Genomic DNA, 17,423 nt, shown 5'->3' with positions numbered 1-17,423 from the left:
AATCAAAGCGGGAGGGCGTTAGCTGGTTTGCTATACCAGTCATTTCCAATCGGGATATATCCCGCTTTTTTGAATAAAGATAATGAAGCTTTATTCTCAGGCATGACATAGGCTTGAATATTAATATTAGGGTGTAGTGTGCTTGCTAGATCCAGTGCGGTTTTAGCAATTCCTTTACCAAAATATTCAGGGGCGAGAAATATTGAAACTTCGCATTCAAAAGAGTCTTTTTTATTTAATCTGACAATGCCGCAGTCTTCATTTAACCAGGAAATGAAATAAAAGTGGCATTCTTTTGATGCTAGCTGCGACATCATCCATTTTGAGTGTTCACTCCACGATGGTGGCGTCTGATTTCTGGAAAATGCACGGGTTTCAGGTAAAAGTTGCCAATCGAAGACTTTTCTGATGTCACCTTCGTTTAGTTGCGCTAGCCTGAGGCTAGTGTTGCTATCGAGGGCTGTCGACATGAGTTGCGATACCCTTTTCACACCGAGCCCATCACAAATCGTACGGGCTCTTTTTTGCATTTTCTGGTGGGTATCACTGTTGTCATCAATTAACTGTTGCCAATAATTGAGAAATTCAGAATCCTGATAATTTTCAGGAAGTACAAACATCGCGCCTGTTTTTTCTAATTGTTGGCTTAAAAACTTCTGGTTGTCGGCAAGACACATTGCAATGGAAGGTACTCCCAAGCAGCATCTTTCCCATGTTGTTGCACCTAAAGCACCAATGGCAAAATGCGACTGATGCAGCAACTCTGCAAGGTGATGAGCAGGCTGATGTAAAGTAACAGGTAATTGATTAATTAAATCCCGAAGCGCTTCATCTACTTCAACATTTGGGCCGAGTGCAAGATCAATTGACCAGTCTTCAGGTATTGCCTGGGTTGCAAGAAGTGAAAGTACTTTTTGCAAACTGTTTTGTGGGTTACCGCCACCAAAATTAATGGTAATTCTTTTTGATGTGGTCTTTTCAGTTTGACGTAACCTGGAAAACTCTGAACGTAGCAGCATGAAAGGGCTGCCCAATAAAGCAATAGATCCTTGTTCCAGAAAAGGCTGATAATCTTTTTCATGCCTTTGCCATGTTTGATCCAGTAAACAACATGAAGTATGGCGTCTGTCAGCAAGGTCATCTATCACTAGCAAGCGGCAGTCAAGCGGATGAGATACCGCGGATTCCCATTTGGCATCAAGGCCATAATGGTCAACCACCAGCCAGTCAGGAGTTCCCCATTTATTAATTACCTGAAGCGTTTCTGTTGCATCCTGAGCTTGAGACACGCCTAACCAATATCCATGTGGAATATGGGATGTGTCTATTTTTGAATCAACTTCTGAATCAGTTTTTGAATCAACATCGGCAGCAGCTGTTAGTAAAATACTCTGAAATCCTTTTTCGAGTATAAAATCATGCAAGTGACCGGTGTGAGCGCGGCTAATAAAAAGAATCTCATGGCCGAGGTTTTTTAATGCCGTTGCTAATGTGAGGCAACGCATCACATGACCTGTGCCGATATGCGTTGCTGCATCACACCGGAAAACTACACGCATCAGGCAAGCTCCATCGCTTTCATCATAATTTCAGCACGCAGCCAGTCTTCAGGTGTGTCTATGTCTTGAACCCTGTGTCTAGGCAAAGGGTAAGCAACGGATGCTTCTGAAAATATTTTAGGGTTTCTGGCCCAGATATCGCTTTTGGACCAATAAAACTGCCCGGCATCATGCCAGGCTTCTTGTAGATCCTGAGAACGTGTTTCCAGGTGCTCCGGCTGGAACATGGAAACTTCACCATGCTCACCCAGCTTAAGTGCTCGTTGGATTGGTGCAGGAAAGCTGGCAACGCTGAAGCAATATTCTGCTGACGATTGTTGTAGTTTGTTAAAAGCACTACAAATATCGTCAGGCAATAAAAAAGGTGCGGTTGCATAAATACAGCAGCTATATTCTACTGGCTCAATATGTGTTGAAACCCAGTCAATTGCATGGCTCATGACTGCTGCAGTTGTGGCAAAATCGTCAGACAAAGTATCTGGCCGAAGAAACGGGACTTCTGCACCATAAGATTTTGCAACGTCAGCAATTTCCTGATCGTCGGTCGACACAATGATTCGATCAAAAACACCGCTTTTAATCGCAGCTTCAATTGAATAAGCAATTAAAGGTTTTCCATGAAATAACTTAATGTTTTTTCGTGGGATTCTTTTGCTGCCGCCACGAGCTGGAATAATCGCTACTTTCATCTACAAAGCCCTTCCGCCAATTTTTGAACTACAAAATCCTGATCCTGCTGGCTAAGATCCGGGAACATCGGCAGGGAAATAGCTTGGCTGTAATAGGTTTCTGAAACGGGGAAATCGCCAGATTTGAAGCCCATCTCTTTATAATAAGGCTGAGTGTGTACAGGAATATAATGTACGTTTACACCCACGCCTTCTGCCCGTAAATATTTAAATAATGACAAACGTTTTTCAGCAGGCACCTGAATGACATATAAATGCAAACCGGAATAGCTTTGCTCTGTACGTGTTGGGCTTACCACATCCAGGCTTGATAATAATTGGTCATAGCGATCAGCGATCTGATGGCGTTTGGAAACAAACTGATCTAATCGGGTCACCTGGGATAACCCCAGCGCTGCCTGCAGTTCAGTCATTCGGTAATTCAAGCCCAAATCTACTTGCTGGTAGTACCAAGGGCCATCACTTTCACCCTGCATCAGGTCTGGATCTCGAGTCACACCATGGCTGCGGTAAAGCGCCATTTTTTCTGCTAATTCTGGTTGATTGGTTAATGCCATTCCACCTTCTGCAGTAGTGACAATTTTTACCGGATGAAAGCTGAACACTGTAATGTCTGAAAACTCACAGTGGCCAACAGGATTACCGAGATATTTTCCACCGACTGCATGAGAAGCATCTTCGATAATTTTAATCTGGTATTGATCCGCCAGCTGTTTAATTGCCTGCATATCACAGGGCAAACCACTGAAGTGAACCGGAATAATTACTTTAGGCAAACAGTTATCGCGGGCTGCCTGAAGTAATTTCTTTTCCAGCGCTAATGGACACAGGTTGAACGTCACAGGATCAATGTCGACAAAATCAACATCAGCACCGCAATAAAGGGCACAATTTGCAGAGGCGACAAATGTATTGGGAGTCGTCCAGGCCCGATCACCCTTGCCAACACCCAGAGCAAGGCAAGCAATATGCAAAGCAGATGTTGCGCTATTCACAGCCAGAGCAAACTGAGCCTGACAGTAATCAGCCATTGATTTTTCAAAGGCAGGGACCTGTGGTCCTTGAGTCAGAAAATCTGACTCAAGGACCGCAACAACTGACTGAATATCTTCTTGCGAGATATTCTGACGGCCGTAGGGGATCATAGGCATGCTTGTTTATCAAACTCGCGAATTTCTTCAATGTTCAGGAAATGAGGATTACTACCTGAATTGTACTCATAGCCTTGATCTACTGGCGTCCCCACTTCCTTCAAATTATTAACCGTATAGTCATATTCTACGTGGTAGAAGATGATAGTTGGACGTAAAACAAAGTGATCTTCAAATTCAAGCGTTAAGTGAGAGTCGTCCGCTGGACACATAATCTCATGCAGCTTTTCACCCGGACGAATACCAATGATTTTTGCTTTAACACTTGGGGCATAAGCTTCTGCCAGATCCATAATTTGAACGGATGGAATCTTAGGCACGAAGATTTCGCCGCCATGCATTCTGGAGAAGTTCTTTAATACGAAATCGACACCTTGCTGAAGGGTGATCCAAAAGCGGGTCATTTCTGCATGGGTAATCGGTAATTCAGTTGCACCATCGGCGATCAAGTTCTTAAAGAACGGAACCACTGAGCCACGGGATCCAACAACATTGCCATAACGCACCACTGCAAAGCGCGTTCTTACATCGCCAGAGATATTGTTGGCAGCAACAAATAATTTATCCGAAGCAAGCTTGGTTGCGCCGTATAGGTTAATTGGATTTGCGGCCTTGTCGGTGGAAAGTGCAATCACTTTATCAACGTTATTCGCTATGGCTGCCTTAATAACATTTTCAGCACCATGAATGTTGGTTTTAATACATTCCATTGGATTGTATTCAGCGGCAGGAACCTGCTTCTGTGCTGCTGCATGAATGACGAAATCTACGCCACGCATGGCTTGCATCATACGTTCAGCATCACGAACATCGCCAATGAAGTAGCGCATGCATGGATCGTTGAAAGTCTGCTGCATTTCAAACTGCTTCAGCTCATCTCTAGATAGAATAATCAAGCGCTTGGGCTTATACCGCTCAAGAATCGTTTTGGTGTATTTTTTGCCGAAAGAGCCGGTACCACCGGTAATCAAAATCGTTTTATTGTTGAACATTACGTTACCCAATGCCTAGCAACTACAAATGCTAGTACTTCAAACTTGAGCCTAGGCGGCTGAAAGGGGGCGATTATATCTCAAACATTGTAAAGAATATGGTGTAATCGCAGGATTTTTTTAAATAGGTGCTTGCTTACAACAGATATTTGTTAATCACCATAAAGCTCTGGGGTTTGTTAGAATAATGCCGACATTATTAATACAGCTTGTGGCTACTTTGTTTTCCTTACGTTTTTTATACAGTTTACTGTTTGTTTTGTTGTTGCCAGTGGTGCTCCTGCGCACTTGGTATCGCGGTATCAAGTCCCCTGAGTATCGTAAACGTGTTGGCGAGCGGCTGGGTTTTTATCGGGTAGCAGCGAGCAAGCCTGTCATTTGGGTTCATTCGGTATCAGTAGGAGAAACCCTGGCAGCGGTGCCTTTGGTGAAGCGCTTGCTAGCAGATTATCCAAATCATCAGTTGCTAATCACTACCATGACGCCAACCGGTTCGGCTCGGGTGCAAGATTTGTATAAGGAGCAATTGGGCAAGCAGGTGCTGCATGTCTATGCGCCGTGGGATTTGCCGACGGCAACTGGGCGCTTTTTGAAATATTTCAAACCGCAGTTGGCGATTGTGATGGAAACCGAGCTGTGGCCAAACTGGGTTGCTCAATGCAATGTTCGCAAGATTCCAATGCTGCTGGCCAATGCCCGGCTTTCAGAACGCTCAGCCAAGGGTTATGCGAAGGTTTCAGGTTTAACCCGGCCGATGTTTGCTGGGGTCGATATGATTGCGGCTCAGACTGAACAAGAAGTTGAACGGTTTAAAACGCTCGGCGCAATTAATACCCAAGCCTGCGGCAGTATAAAATTCGACCATAGTTTGTCAGATGAATTAAAGACGACTGCGGCAGAACTAAAACGGCAGTTGGGTGATCGCCCGATTTGGATTGCTGCCAGCACCCGGCTTGGCGAAGATGAAATTTTGCTGCAAACGCACCAGCAATTATTAAAACAGTTTCCTAATTTATTGATGATTTTAGTGCCGCGCCACCCGGAAAGATTTAATGCAGTGGCCGATATGATTGATCAAGTAGGTTTAACTAAAGTCCGCCGATCACACGGTCAAATACCGACTGAAAAAGATCAGGTTTGGTTGGGCGATAGCATGGGTGAAATGAACCTGATGTTTGGCCTGGTTGATATCGCCTTTGTTGGTGGCAGCTTGGTCGATACCGGTGGCCACAATATGCTGGAGCCAGCGTTATGGGGTGTGCCAGTAGTGACGGGGCAGTCTTGTTTTAACTTTTTAGACATTAGCCAGAAGTTACAAAATTGCGGTGGGTTAAAACAGGTTGGCGATGGTCAGCAATTGCAGCAACAAATCAGCCAATGGTTAACCGACGTGGCCGCAAAACAGCAGGCGGGTGATGCTGCAAAAGCATTTATCGAACAAAACCGTGGTGCAATAGATCGTGTGATGAAGCTAATTAAACATCTGCTGTAGATTTGATGAGTGTTAACGAAATCAGACATCTTTCAATAAATTAAAAAGTGTCTGATTGCGCCTTCGACTTATTAAACTTACGCACAAAAAAAGGCGGCTGATGCAAAATGCATCAGCCGCCTTTTCATTATAACTAGCTACTTCAACCAGCTATTGGTTTGCTTAATATCTTGCTCAGTCAAATCACCGACGGTGAATTCTAGCTGCAAGCGATTTAACAAATAACCGTAGCGTGCCTGAGCATAGTCACGGCGTGCGCTATATAAACTGGTTTGGGCGTTTAACACTTCAACAACGGTACGAGTACCCACATTAAAGCCAGCTTGCGTTGCTTCCAGTGCACTTTCGCTAGAGCGAACGGCTTGCTTTAATGCTTTGATTTGCGCGACTGAAGAAATCAGGTTTCGGAAGGTTTCACGAGTATTACGTTCAAGCTGTCGGTAGCTTTGTTCGTATTGCTGGCGAGCTTGGTCAAAACGTAATGCTGCTTGGCGAGTTTGTGTACTCACTGCACCACCGGCATAAATCGGAATGTTCAGACTCAAGCCATAGGCGGTTACATCATTCTCGCTATCGCCTTGGGTTTTTTGATAGCTGGCGCTGAAGTCTAGTGTTGGCAAGTGACCAGTGCGGGTGCGGGCAATTTCTTTGCGAGCAACATCGAGTCCTTTACGGGCCGCTTTAAGTTGGGTGTTGTTTTGAGTGGCTTTTAATACCCAGTCGTTGGCGGCAGAAAACGCCGGTGCATCTAATGGCATTTCTTCAATCGTATCGGCTAAATCAGAAGGCGTTTTACCGGTAATTTCGCGTAATGCTTCTTTACTGTTATCCAACGCAGCTTCGGCGGCAATTTGCTGCGCAGTAACTAAGTCATAGCGGGCTTTGGCTTCTTCAAGGTCGGTAATAGCAATTAGGCCGACTTTGAAACGCTGTTCGATTTCTTCTAGCTGCTGTTCAGTAGCTTCTAGCTGTGCCTTAGTGGTGGTTAGATTGACTTGTTCTTGCAGAACACCAAAGTAGGCGCTGGCGGTACGAATTGCCAGTTGCTGCCAATCTGATTGGTATTGAATATTGGCTTGCTGCTGGCGTAACCGAGCCTGGTCGAGGGTGACATAGTTGGCATGGTTATAAATTGATTGGCGCAAACTCAAACCATAGGATTGCGTATCGACTTCGCGGCTGCCAGCACCTAATCCGTTAATATAACTGGCAACGCCTTGTTGAAAGCTATCGCTGGGATCGAGGTTCGCAGTTGGGATAATTTCTCCACCAGAACCATCGGTTTCTTGTCGGCTGGCTGATGCACTGGCACCTAAGGTAGGTAAAAACTGAGCTTTGGAAAGGTTGATATTTTCCGCTTCCAGTTCCTTATTAATTTCTGAACTGCGCAGTTGAGGGTCATTTTGCTGTGCTTGACTGAAAATGCTCAGCAGATCCTCGTTGTTTGCAGCCTGTAGGGTCAGGGGCATGGAAACCAGCGCTAGGCAAAGTGCGCCGCTGGACAGGATTTGTTTGATCATCTTTGTATGCTTCCGAAAAGGCTTGCGAATTCAGTCAATCAGGCCGAATGCCTGACATGCAGTTCGCTATTAAACCAGAAAAACAGCCACGGTGGCAGCTATCTATGATTCCGTAACTGGTGATCTGTTGTTTAAGCTATTTATTGTTGTAAGTTAGGCAGGCTTAATAGGCCAGCTTGCAGATTTAGAGAGTCAAACTCATCCAGATCGATGACCAGAAGAAATAGATCATATCATTTGTTAAATCATTAATAGCGACCGTTGTTGCTGTTTTAAGGAAGAGATTTATGTCGCTGAAAAATAAAAAACATTTCAAGTTATCTGATGTTGAAGTGGTTGATCGGCAGGTCGCATTCAAAGGCTTTTTTCAGGTCGACAAGCTGACCTTGAAGCATCGTTTATTTGGTGGTGGCTGGTCACAGCCAATGCATCGAGAAGTGTTTGAGCGAGGGCATGCAGCCGCCGTTCTGCCTTGGGACCCAGCAACTGACCAGGTTTTGTTAATAGAGCAGTTGCGTGTGGGCGCGGTGAGCGCTGGCGATCCTCAGCCATGGTTGTTGGAAATTATTGCCGGTATGTTAGACAAACCTGACGAAGACCCAGCCGATGTTGCTTATCGGGAAGCGGTTGAAGAGGCTAACTGTTCGCTGTTAGATATCGAGCCGATGATGGATTACTGGAGTAGCCCAGGTGGTTGTAGCGAAAAAATCAGTCTGTTCTGTGGTCGAATGGATGCCTGTAAGATTCAGCCAGGTATTTTTGGTTTGGCAAGCGAGCATGAAGATATCAAGGTTCATCTAATCGATTTTTCAGAAGCGATCGAACTATTGGCCCAAGGGCGACTGAATAATGCCGCCACTGTCATCGCGGTACAATGGCTACAATTGAATCAGCAAAAGTTAAAGGCAGCTTGGGGTATTAGTTAATTGCTACAAGGCAAGCGAAAGAAAGTTATTGATCTTAGTGGGCTTCAGGCACTGTGTGCAGTGAATTATCGTCGGCTGCTTAAAGTAATGCCCGAGGCTTTGTTAGGTAGGTCTTTGCTAGAGGAGTCTTCGCTATCTGAGATACCTCCAACAAGCATCAATTCAAATTCTGTGAATAACCCAGCAGACGCCTTGGATAGTGCTCATTTAAACTGGGGGGTAGGTGAACAGGCGGATCGTTTGCTAATCAAAGTGACCCAGCGTTGCCGTTACACCACCATGCTGGAATTGCAGCAACCACAAAAGCAGGCTTTTTGGTTGCCTGATATTGTGATGCAATTACGGCTTTACCATGATGCTAGGCTAGCCGAAGTGACCGGCTATCAGAATGTACGAAACATAAAAACCTGTTATGAGTGGCCCAATCCAAAAATGTTACAGCCGGACGAAAAAGTGCAGCAAAACCAGTTGTTAGCTGAGTGGCTTGAACTATGTTTGCAGCATGGTTGGCTTTCAGAGCCTGTGCCGAGAATAAAATAGATTAGCAAAAGGAAGGTCTTTTGATTTCACCGGATGAATACTCCAATCAACCTATTCGCCTGATTCAAATCAGCGATAGCCATTTGTTTACAGACCCGCAAACCCAGTTACTGGGGATTAATACCCAGCAAAGTTTGCAGCAAGTGCTGGCTCAAGTGCGGCAGGATCATCCGGATCCAGATTTGCTGTTGCTTACCGGAGATTTAGCGCAAGAAGCCGATGAATTAACCTATCGCAGGTTAGAGCAAACTGTTGCATCGATAGGCGGAAGAGGTTGCTGGTTACCAGGCAATCATGATGATCCGAAAAAAATGCAGCAGTTATCGGATGGTTATTTTTCTGGAACCAAACAATTGTTTGCCGGTGAGTTTTGGCAATTAATTTTATTAAATACCAAAGTGCCCAATGAAGTGCATGGTTTTCTTGAGCAATCTGAATTGGATTTTTTAGAAGCGTGCCTAAAAAGATCACCGGAAAGATATAGTTTAATTTGTATGCACCATCATCCGGTTAAAATTGGTAGCCAATGGATGGATAATATTAATTGTCGTAATGGCCAGCAATTACTCGATATCTTAACCCAATATCCAAATACTAGAGCAGTTACTTGGGGGCATATTCACCAAGAATTTCACCGTCAATACCAGCACTTACAATTGTTTTCTGCACCCTCTACCTGTATTCAATTTTTACCCGCTAGTGATGAATTCGCGGTAGATACGCTTGCGCCGGGTTACCGGTGGATGGAGTTATCCAATGATGGAACGATTAAAACGGGTGTTTCTCGGATTGCTGAATATCAACAGCAAGTAGTGTTAGAAAGTGAAGGGTATTAGGCAAAGCAATAGCTTTGCCTAATTATAAGAGCCAAAAATTAGAACTGGTAGCTAGCGCCTACGCGAAAGCCACTAATTTTAACTTCTTCAAACTTACCCAAATACTTATAATTTGCATGTAAATTGGTTTGTGAGTTTAGGCTGTATTGCAAACCGACACCTGCACCAAAAGCACTTTCACTATCAGATGCGCTTCCGGAAACACTAGCAGTGCTGTAGCCGTCATAATACGTGTAATTTGCAGTTGTTTTAGCATCAATTCTGGAATAGCCAATATTTGCTTGAGCATATAGCTTTTCTGAAATAGGTGCTTGACCAATCAAGTTCAAAGCAAGTAGAGAGTTAGTCTTAATTGTTGCACTAATACCTTCTTCAGAAACGGTGTCATCACCAATACCGAAACCTAAAGATGCTTCAATCGCTAGGTTGTCGTTCAGCTTTTGACCAAAGCCAAAATTTAAAACTTGGTTAGATACATTATCAAGTCCGCTTGCTTTAAAAGTAAGAAAATCTAAATTAATATCAACATAATTTTCAGCGGTTGCGGGTAAGGAGCAGGCGGCAATAACGCTTGCTAATAATAAGTTTTTCATTTTTACATCTTTTTTTGACTACAAAGTGTTATATATTTTAAAGGGTGCGCATTGTACTTTCAATGCGTGTGAGTCTAAATAGTAGGCTTAGATGATGGTAGGCATTACTTTACATCGACTTTAATGTTTCGTGCGAAGAGCTTAAGTCTGACAAGATAGTTAAGTTGTTATTTTTTATATAGTTTCATGGCTCATTTAGATCATCGTGCAAGGGAAGTGATCTACATATGTCATCGTCACATTGTGGTCGCCATGAGTAAAACGAATCGCGACAATGTTAAAATGCTCGCATCGTATGAACATAACGCTTCGACTCAGGCGCTTATATGCAACTTATTTATATCCATGGTTTCAATTCTTCTTCTCGCTCTACCAAGGCGCAACAATTAGCGCAATGGCTGCAACAGCATCGTCCTGATGTCAGCTATCAGGTGCCGGATTTACACCATGAGCCGGCCAAAGCCATGGAACAACTGCGAGCCTTGGTAGATAATGCGCCAGCGGATCAAAAGCCATTGTTGATCGGCAGCTCGTTGGGCGGCTACTATGCAGCGTATCTGGCAAGTCGCTATTCGCTCAAAGCAATTTTGATCAATCCGGCAGCCAGGCCATATCAGTTGTTGCAGAGCTACTTAGGGCAAAACCAAAACCTGTATACCGATGAAGGTTATTGTTTAACCGAGACTCATCTACAGCAGTTAAAAGCACTGGAAACCGAACAGTTTTCCCAGCCAAAAGACCTTTGGTTGTGGCTGGAAACCGGTGATGAAGTGCTCGACTGGCAGCAAGCGGCAGACAAATATCAGCATTGCCAACTGGATGTGATTCTAGGTGGCGATCATAGTTATCAAAATTTTCAGACAAGAATTCCCGAAATTCTGGCTTTCGGGGAAAAGGGATTAACCGCAGATGAGTAAACAGTACAACGCTGAAGCCATTGAAGTACTTAAGGGACTTGAGCCAGTAAAGGTTCGTCCGGGTATGTACACCGACACCCAGCGGCCGAACCATTTGGGCATGGAAGTTATCGATAACAGTGTCGATGAAGCCATGGGCGGCTGGTGCGACAAAATTGATGTGGTGTTGCACGAAGATGGCTCATTAGAAGTCACCGATAATGGCCGCGGTATGCCGGTGGATATTCATCCACAAGAAGGCGTGCCTGGTATCGAGCTGATCCTGACCCGGTTACACGCCGGTGGTAAGTTCTCTTCCGACAGTTACCAATTTTCTGGTGGTTTGCACGGCGTTGGTGTTTCGGTGGTCAATGCGCTTTCTTATAAAATGGAAGTGACGATTCGTCGTAATGGCAAGGTTTATAAGCTGGAATTGGCCGATGGTTTTAAAACATCTGATCTGCAAGAAATTGGCACAGTAGGCAAAAAAAATACCGGTACTAAGGTTCACTTTTGGCCAGATGCAAAATATTTCGATAGTCCGCGTTTTTCAGTTAGCCGTTTAAAGCATTTGTTGCGAGCAAAAGCGGTATTATGCCCAGGATTAACGGTAACACTGAGTACGCCGAATGAAACACCGATTGAATGGTGTTTTGAAGCGGGTATTAGTGATTATTTATCTGAATCATTAAAGGGCTTTGAACGCTTACCGGTAGAATTGTTTTCTGACAATTTATCGGGTAATGATGAAGCAGCAGAATGGGCGGTTTGTTGGTTGCCAGAAGGTGGCGATTTAATTAATGAATCTTACGTTAATTTAATTCCAACTGCTCAGGGCGGCACCCATGTTAATGGTTTTCGTACCGGTTTATTAGAAGCGCTGCGTGAATTCTGTGAATTTAGAAAACTGCTACCACGTGGGGTTAAATTAACCGGTGAAGATATCTGGGATCGTTGCAGTTATTTGTTATCAGTTAAATTAAAAGACCCACAGTTTTCTGGCCAAACCAAAGAGCGGTTATCTTCACGCCAATGTGCCGGTTTTGTCACCGGCGTGGTAAAAGATTCGTTCAGTTTATGGCTTAATCAGAACCATGAAATTGGCGAGCAAATTGCCGAGTTAGCTATTGATAGCGCTCAGAAACGATTAAAAGCCGGTCGCAAGGTTGCCCGTAAAAAAATCACTCAGGGGCCAGCATTGCCGGGTAAGCTAGCCGATTGTTCTGGCCAAGAACCCATGCGTTCGGAACTATTCCTAGTAGAGGGTGATTCTGCTGGTGGTTCTGCCAAGCAAGCCCGTGACCGTGAATTCCAAGCGATCATGCCGCTGCGGGGTAAAATTCTAAATACTTGGGAGGTTGATTCTTCTGAAGTATTACGCTCCCAAGAAATTCACGATATTGCAGTCGCTTTAGGTGTTGACCCAGCGAGTGATGATTTAACCGGCCTGCGTTATGGCAAGGTCTGTATTTTAGCTGACGCCGACTCCGATGGTTTGCACATTGCAACACTGTTGTGCGCCTTGTTCTTACAGCATTTCCGCCCATTGGTTACTAATGGCCATGTCTATGTTTCTATGCCGCCTTTGTACCGAATTGATATCGGTAAAGAAGTCTTTTATGCGCTAGATGAAGGCGAAAAGGATGGCGTGTTAGACCGAATTGTCGCTGAAAAGAAAAAAGGTAAGGTTAACGTACAGCGCTTTAAAGGCTTGGGTGAAATGAACCCGTCGCAATTACGTGAAACCACCATGGTGCCGGATACCCGCCGTTTAGTGCAGCTGACTATTGAAGATGAATTAGGCACTATGCAATTAATGGATATGTTATTGGCCAAAAAACGCGCCTCAGAACGCAGAAGCTGGCTGGAAGATAAGGGTGATTTAGCTGATTTGGAAAAATAGAAGCCTTTAATATAAATTTTTAAAGCTTCAATAAAAAAACCTGCTTTTAGCAGGTTTTTTTATGGAAAAATTAAATCGAATATGGGCGATTTATTACAGCAAAAATTTACCCGTCATTTTGGTTGTGCCAGTACAAGTCACTCCTTGACTAGGGGTGTCAGGATCATATGTGCCAGTTGCTTCAAGAACAACGGTACCGGCTTCAGTATCAGTAATGGTGAAGGTGCCATTGTATGTTTCGCCATCTTCATCAGTGTTGCTAGCCGAAGCAACATTACCGTTAACAACAAAGCTGTCTTTTTCATCAGTCCTATCGCCATACTGAGCATATTTTTCGGTATAGTTGATGAAAATATGGTTTAAGCCAGATTCATCGTAACTTTCGCCATTGCTACAGGTTGTTATACTGCTATCTTGACCCTGAAAATATAATTCATCGCCAACAGCGCCAATAGTCTCTCTATTTGCTTCAGTCACTTTTAATTTAAAGCTAGCGCTGCTTTGTCCTTCAATAATAATTGGATAGGCTTGGCCTTGTAATGCTTCAAAAACTAAATATTGCTTAAAAGTGTCCGAATAAGGTGATTCCAAGTCTGTTTGATAGCCAGTAACTTTAAGAGCAAAGTTGTAGCTAGTTCCTTCCATTACCACAGCCACTTTACCATCAACAGCAGCTGTATAGGTGTAAGTCGATGCACCACCTTGAGCAATAGTGGCTTGCAGATTGCTATTCAGTTCAATCTGATCGCCAGTATCAAGTGAAACAGTTTGAATGGTCGGTTCTGAGGCTTTCCCCTTAAACTTTTCAATCGAAAAAACAGGTTGTTCAGTGCCTGTTTCAGTGCCTGTTTCAGTGCCTGTTTCAGTGCCTGTTTCAGTACCTGTTTCAGTGCCTGTTTCAGTACCTGTTTCAGTACCTGTTTCAGTACCTGTTTCAGTACCTGTTTCAGTACCTGTATTTACTGGATCAGAGCTTCCACTTGAACCGCCTCCACACGCTACCAATGCACTAGATACTAAAATTGCTAAAATTACTTTTTTCATTTTGAATTATCTCTCCCGTAAAAAACATGGCAAGGATACTTTAGTAGCGAAATATTACAATGATCTAGTTTTAAAAGCGCTTACTTTACAAGAGACTAATTTACTGTTTGTCATTGGCTACCAAGGCAGCGTTTCCCCATTGCTATGCCAAAACCCACCGCTATTCTTTTGAGTCAACTGCGCTATAACTTTAACTAATCCGCTGGCGGACTCTTGTGGTGATATTAAACCACCAAAGCCAACCATTCTGGTTTGTACCCAGCCAGGGTGAAGCAGGGCGACAGTAATATCTTTGCTTGCCAGATAGACTGCGAGCTGCAGTTTTTGGCATGCGATAACCATAGCGCCCGCCCGAGTCGTTACCAGTGATTGGTACCATGCGGCAGGGCACAATACTGACTTTACTGCCGTTTTACAGATTGCCGTTTGCCAACAATGCATCGGTGACTTCAAGTGGCGCAAGGACACTAATTAAAAACGGCTGCTGAATGGTTTTTATGTTGCTGTTCACCGAATAAAATATCGGCATTATTGAATGGAAATTGTCGGCGTAGAGCACTTATCAGAAGCAGTAGATGCTTTGTAAATTTTGATTAATCCTAAAATAAGGAGCAGCCAATAGCTACTCCTTTCAGTTTTTTACAGCACAGGCATTGCGTTAATGAGTTTTTTAGTGGTGCATTCTGTTTGATTGTCACCGTTTGAGGTAGTTTCCTTTGCAGTTTCTTGATAAATAATACTGCCTGAAAGTCCGGAAACCATGATAGACCCTGTGCGTGAAGCGTCTTCAAAGTCGTTTTCAAAATTAAAAATACGGCCAGTTGAATCGACAGTTATTGGGTATCTGTCATAGGTACGATCACCATACTGGAAATAGTTGTCAGTAAAGTCGATCACAAAATGAGTAGGAGTATACGTGGTCTCGCTACCAAAACAGTTCTCTGTTGTAGCCATTAGACCAGAGAAATATACTTCACCATCTTCAATAGCCAGGGTTTCTCTGTTGGCTTCAGCAACGATTATATTTAATTCAGCTCCTGGGTTGCTATTAACCTGTATTTGGTAGGATTGCTCAGCTACTGCGTCCAGTACCAGATAACGAATAGAATCATCAGAATATGGCGCTTCAATTTCTTCCTGACCAGTAACATTGAAGTTAAAATTTCTGTTGCCTGATACAACTATTGAAACCTTTCCCGAACTAGTTGGGTTGAAGTTATAGATTACAGTACCAGTAGAGAAAGTGATGTTGGATTGCTGATTGAGCTGTATTTCTTCACCGTTGGGAATATTTAGCAGCTGTAGCGTCGGTTCATCGGCTTTACCCATAAAAGATGCTGGGTCGAATGAGCCTGCAGGGGGTGTGGTTTCGCCAGAACTGCTTCCGCTACCGCCGCCGCATGCTGCTAATGTAGTGCAAATTAAAATTGCTAAAAGCTGTTTTTTCATTGTAATTTTCCCTCCCAATTTATTTGATGGAGGGTAACTTTTTTGTTTTCATATGAAAACTATCTGCATCAATTAATTTACTACCAAGGCAGTGTTTCTCCATTGGTATGCAAAAATCCACCGCTATTTTTTTGAGTCAACTGCGCTATAACGTTAACTAATCCGCTGGCAGATTCTTGTGGTGATATTAAACCACCAAAGCCAACCATTCTGGTTTGTACCCAGCCTGGATGTAACAAAGCAACAGCGATGTCTTTTGCTGCCAGATCAATCGCGAGTGATTTCCCAGCTGCATTCACCGCAGCTTTTGACATTCGGTAACCATAGCGGCCACCAGAGTCGTTATCAGTAATTGAACCCATGCGACTAGTGACAATACCGACTTTGCTTCCGGCTTGTAGATTACCGCTAGAAACCAATGCATCGGTGACTTCTAAAGGTGCTAATGCATTAATTAAAAACTGAGTCGTGATATTTTCTTTGGCTCTCTTGAGCGTTATGTCGCCTAATTGTTCATTAAATAAAATACCGGCATTGTTAATTAATATATCCAGTTTTTGCCCACTGAGTATGCTGACGAGTGATTGAATATTTTCGCTACTGGTGACATCAATGCCTTCGATGATTTCTGCGCTGGTTGCATCTAGTTCAGGCGTGGTTTCACGGCATACCGCAATAACCTGATCGCCCTGTGCTAGATAGCTCTCGGTTAACGCCAAACCAATACCCCGGTTAGCGCCAGTAATTAATATGGTTTGCATGTTATTAACCTCAAGTTTGTTGCCGCAGCATTAATTTAAATATCAGAGGCTTATTAATTAAAACCGATTGGTTTTCGTAGCCTGTGGGTACACCCGGGAGTTATATGCGCCATATCCATAAAAGAATGCAAAAACAAGTGCAATGATTAATAGCTACTTCCGTTTGTTTATAGCATTGGATCTTGGGCGCCGATCATTGGGTAAGCTGGCATACTCTATGGTAGTACGATCTGGAGCGTCAAGGTTAATAGCTGAAAAAAGGTCAACATCACTGTGACTCGGGCTAGCAATTTGCATGAGTTGTTTAACCTTGGCAGCTTCTTGCTCTAATTTAGCCTTGTTCCATTGTAATCTTGTTCTACCTGGTTCGGTGTGCGCGAGTTTCAGCTCGGTAAGAATGAAAGTAATTGAGCGGATAGTCGGGTATTGCTTGCTTAAATCACTAACCACAGATGCGATGGTTGATTTTTGAGTCAGTATGGCAAAGGCAAATTGATCATCGTTAAAGCATTCTAGTTCAGAGCGCATCTGAGTGAACTGGTTTGCTTTGGTCGTTATGCCATTTGATTGAAAATCGCAATAACGTTGTAACTCATTACTTACACCGCTAGTTATAGAGCTGACATATTTTTTAATATTTTTTGCTTTATCAGGGTGAAGAATATCTGTCGCTGGAATTAATGGCTTGTCGTGAAAACTATGCTTGTTTATCGGAATGCTCTGACATGCTAAATCAGCACCTTTAGAACTTATTAGAGACTCCAAGTTAAAGATTTCATCATGAACAAGCACTGAATAGTCGATATTGAAGGGCAGTGTTGCGGTGCCTGAAATATTTTTATCGACAGTGAAAGCTCGGACGAACACATCGGTTGGACTACTAACAGACCAAAGCAATATATTCTTGTTCACTCTGCTTGGGTATGGCATATGGCTCGCCTATATTTCAGCGCTGCATACTTCTCTTCTAGTGATTAGAAAAAAGTGCAGTTAGAAAAACTTAACCACTATTGTTTGTTTTTTTTATTTAAAAATCTATGGGTTGATTAGTGTAAGGGATGCTTTGATTGAT

General features: G+C 43.5%; 17 protein-coding genes. 6 read left to right on the top strand and 11 right to left on the bottom strand.

Translation table 11 applies throughout. The annotated features are described in order from the left end of the window. Positions 1-2 precede the first annotated feature (2 nt). Genes pseG through pseB form a run of 4 tightly spaced genes read right to left on the bottom strand, consistent with a single transcriptional unit; the run spans position 3 to position 4,391 of the window. Complete coding sequence (gene pseG, locus DC094_RS06240) at positions 3-1,559, bottom strand: UDP-2,4-diacetamido-2,4,6-trideoxy-beta-L-altropyranose hydrolase (protein WP_116686275.1); 1,557 nt, start codon at positions 1,557-1,559, stop codon at positions 3-5. Continuing rightward, positions 1,559-2,248, bottom strand: a complete 690-nt coding sequence (pseF, locus tag DC094_RS06235; protein WP_116686274.1) for a pseudaminic acid cytidylyltransferase — start codon at positions 2,246-2,248, stop codon at positions 1,559-1,561. The genes pseG and pseF overlap by 1 nt, the downstream gene beginning before the upstream one ends. Then, positions 2,245-3,399 (bottom strand): UDP-4-amino-4,6-dideoxy-N-acetyl-beta-L-altrosamine transaminase, encoded by a 1,155-nt coding sequence (gene pseC, locus DC094_RS06230; protein WP_339374119.1) that lies wholly within the window; start codon positions 3,397-3,399, stop codon positions 2,245-2,247. The genes pseF and pseC overlap by 4 nt, the downstream gene beginning before the upstream one ends. After that, positions 3,390-4,391 carry a UDP-N-acetylglucosamine 4,6-dehydratase (inverting) gene (gene pseB, locus DC094_RS06225; RefSeq protein WP_116686272.1) on the bottom strand — a complete coding sequence of 334 codons (1,002 nt, stop codon included), beginning with the start codon at positions 4,389-4,391 and terminating at the stop codon, positions 3,390-3,392. Before pseB ends, pseC begins: the two co-directional genes overlap by 10 nt. Before the next feature lie 187 nt (positions 4,392-4,578). Between pseB and waaA the strand changes: the two genes are divergently transcribed. Beyond that, on the top strand, positions 4,579-5,883 hold the full coding sequence (gene waaA / locus DC094_RS06220; protein WP_116686271.1) for a lipid IV(A) 3-deoxy-D-manno-octulosonic acid transferase: 1,305 nt from the start codon (positions 4,579-4,581) through the stop codon (positions 5,881-5,883). A gap of 137 nt (positions 5,884-6,020) precedes the next feature. Here waaA and DC094_RS06215 read toward each other — a convergent pair whose 3' ends face one another. After that, on the bottom strand, positions 6,021-7,403 hold the full coding sequence (locus DC094_RS06215) for a TolC family outer membrane protein (protein ID WP_116686270.1): 1,383 nt from the start codon (positions 7,401-7,403) through the stop codon (positions 6,021-6,023). 287 nt (positions 7,404-7,690) lie between these two features. Here DC094_RS06215 and DC094_RS06210 point away from each other — a divergent pair, with 287 nt between their 5' ends. The 3 genes from DC094_RS06210 (at position 7,691) to cpdA (ending at position 9,705) form a co-directional block, all read left to right on the top strand. After that, positions 7,691-8,329, top strand: a complete 639-nt coding sequence (locus DC094_RS06210) for an NUDIX domain-containing protein (RefSeq protein ID WP_116686269.1) — start codon at positions 7,691-7,693, stop codon at positions 8,327-8,329. A gap of 192 nt (positions 8,330-8,521) precedes the next feature. Further along, entirely contained in the window at positions 8,522-8,869 is a 348-nt protein-coding gene (locus DC094_RS06205) for a DUF1249 domain-containing protein (RefSeq protein WP_158527238.1), read from the top strand. Positions 8,870-8,889: 20 nt separating this feature from the next. Then, positions 8,890-9,705 carry a 3',5'-cyclic-AMP phosphodiesterase gene (cpdA, locus tag DC094_RS06200; RefSeq protein ID WP_116686267.1) on the top strand — a complete coding sequence of 272 codons (816 nt, stop codon included), beginning with the start codon at positions 8,890-8,892 and terminating at the stop codon, positions 9,703-9,705. Between the two features lie 38 nt (positions 9,706-9,743). Here the strand turns inward: cpdA and DC094_RS06195 are convergent, their stop codons facing one another. Then, positions 9,744-10,298 (bottom strand): porin family protein, encoded by a 555-nt coding sequence (locus tag DC094_RS06195; protein ID WP_116686266.1) that lies wholly within the window; start codon positions 10,296-10,298, stop codon positions 9,744-9,746. Positions 10,299-10,624: 326 nt separating this feature from the next. Here DC094_RS06195 and DC094_RS06190 point away from each other — a divergent pair, with 326 nt between their 5' ends. Beyond that, positions 10,625-11,215, top strand: a complete 591-nt coding sequence (locus DC094_RS06190; RefSeq protein ID WP_116686265.1) for a YqiA/YcfP family alpha/beta fold hydrolase — start codon at positions 10,625-10,627, stop codon at positions 11,213-11,215. Continuing rightward, the gene (gene parE / locus DC094_RS06185) at positions 11,208-13,097 is read left to right on the top strand and encodes a DNA topoisomerase IV subunit B (RefSeq protein WP_116686264.1); all 1,890 of its coding nucleotides are present in this window, start codon (positions 11,208-11,210) and stop codon (positions 13,095-13,097) included. Before DC094_RS06190 ends, parE begins: the two co-directional genes overlap by 8 nt. 93 nt (positions 13,098-13,190) lie before the next feature. Here parE and DC094_RS22055 read toward each other — a convergent pair whose 3' ends face one another. The 5 genes from DC094_RS22055 to DC094_RS06155 form a co-directional block, all read right to left on the bottom strand. Continuing rightward, the gene (locus tag DC094_RS22055) at positions 13,191-14,141 is read right to left on the bottom strand and encodes a hypothetical protein (protein ID WP_158527237.1); all 951 of its coding nucleotides are present in this window, start codon (positions 14,139-14,141) and stop codon (positions 13,191-13,193) included. A 117-nt stretch (positions 14,142-14,258) separates the two neighbouring features. Further along, positions 14,259-14,582 carry a Rossmann-fold NAD(P)-binding domain-containing protein gene (locus tag DC094_RS22050; RefSeq protein ID WP_158527236.1) on the bottom strand — a complete coding sequence of 108 codons (324 nt, stop codon included), beginning with the start codon at positions 14,580-14,582 and terminating at the stop codon, positions 14,259-14,261. Positions 14,583-14,780: 198 nt separating this feature from the next. Continuing rightward, on the bottom strand, positions 14,781-15,590 hold the full coding sequence (locus DC094_RS06165) for a hypothetical protein (RefSeq protein ID WP_116686261.1): 810 nt from the start codon (positions 15,588-15,590) through the stop codon (positions 14,781-14,783). Positions 15,591-15,670: 80 nt separating this feature from the next. Beyond that, entirely contained in the window at positions 15,671-16,351 is a 681-nt protein-coding gene (locus tag DC094_RS06160; protein WP_116686260.1) for an SDR family oxidoreductase, read from the bottom strand. Positions 16,352-16,504: 153 nt separating this feature from the next. Next, complete coding sequence (locus tag DC094_RS06155) at positions 16,505-17,281, bottom strand: hypothetical protein (RefSeq protein ID WP_116686259.1); 777 nt, start codon at positions 17,279-17,281, stop codon at positions 16,505-16,507. Positions 17,282-17,423 lie beyond the last annotated feature (142 nt).

Source organism: Pelagibaculum spongiae (assembly GCF_003097315.1).
GTDB lineage: Bacteria > Pseudomonadota > Gammaproteobacteria > Enterobacterales > Pelagibaculaceae > Pelagibaculum > Pelagibaculum spongiae.
This window is presented reverse-complemented; position numbering and strand designations above follow the sequence as displayed.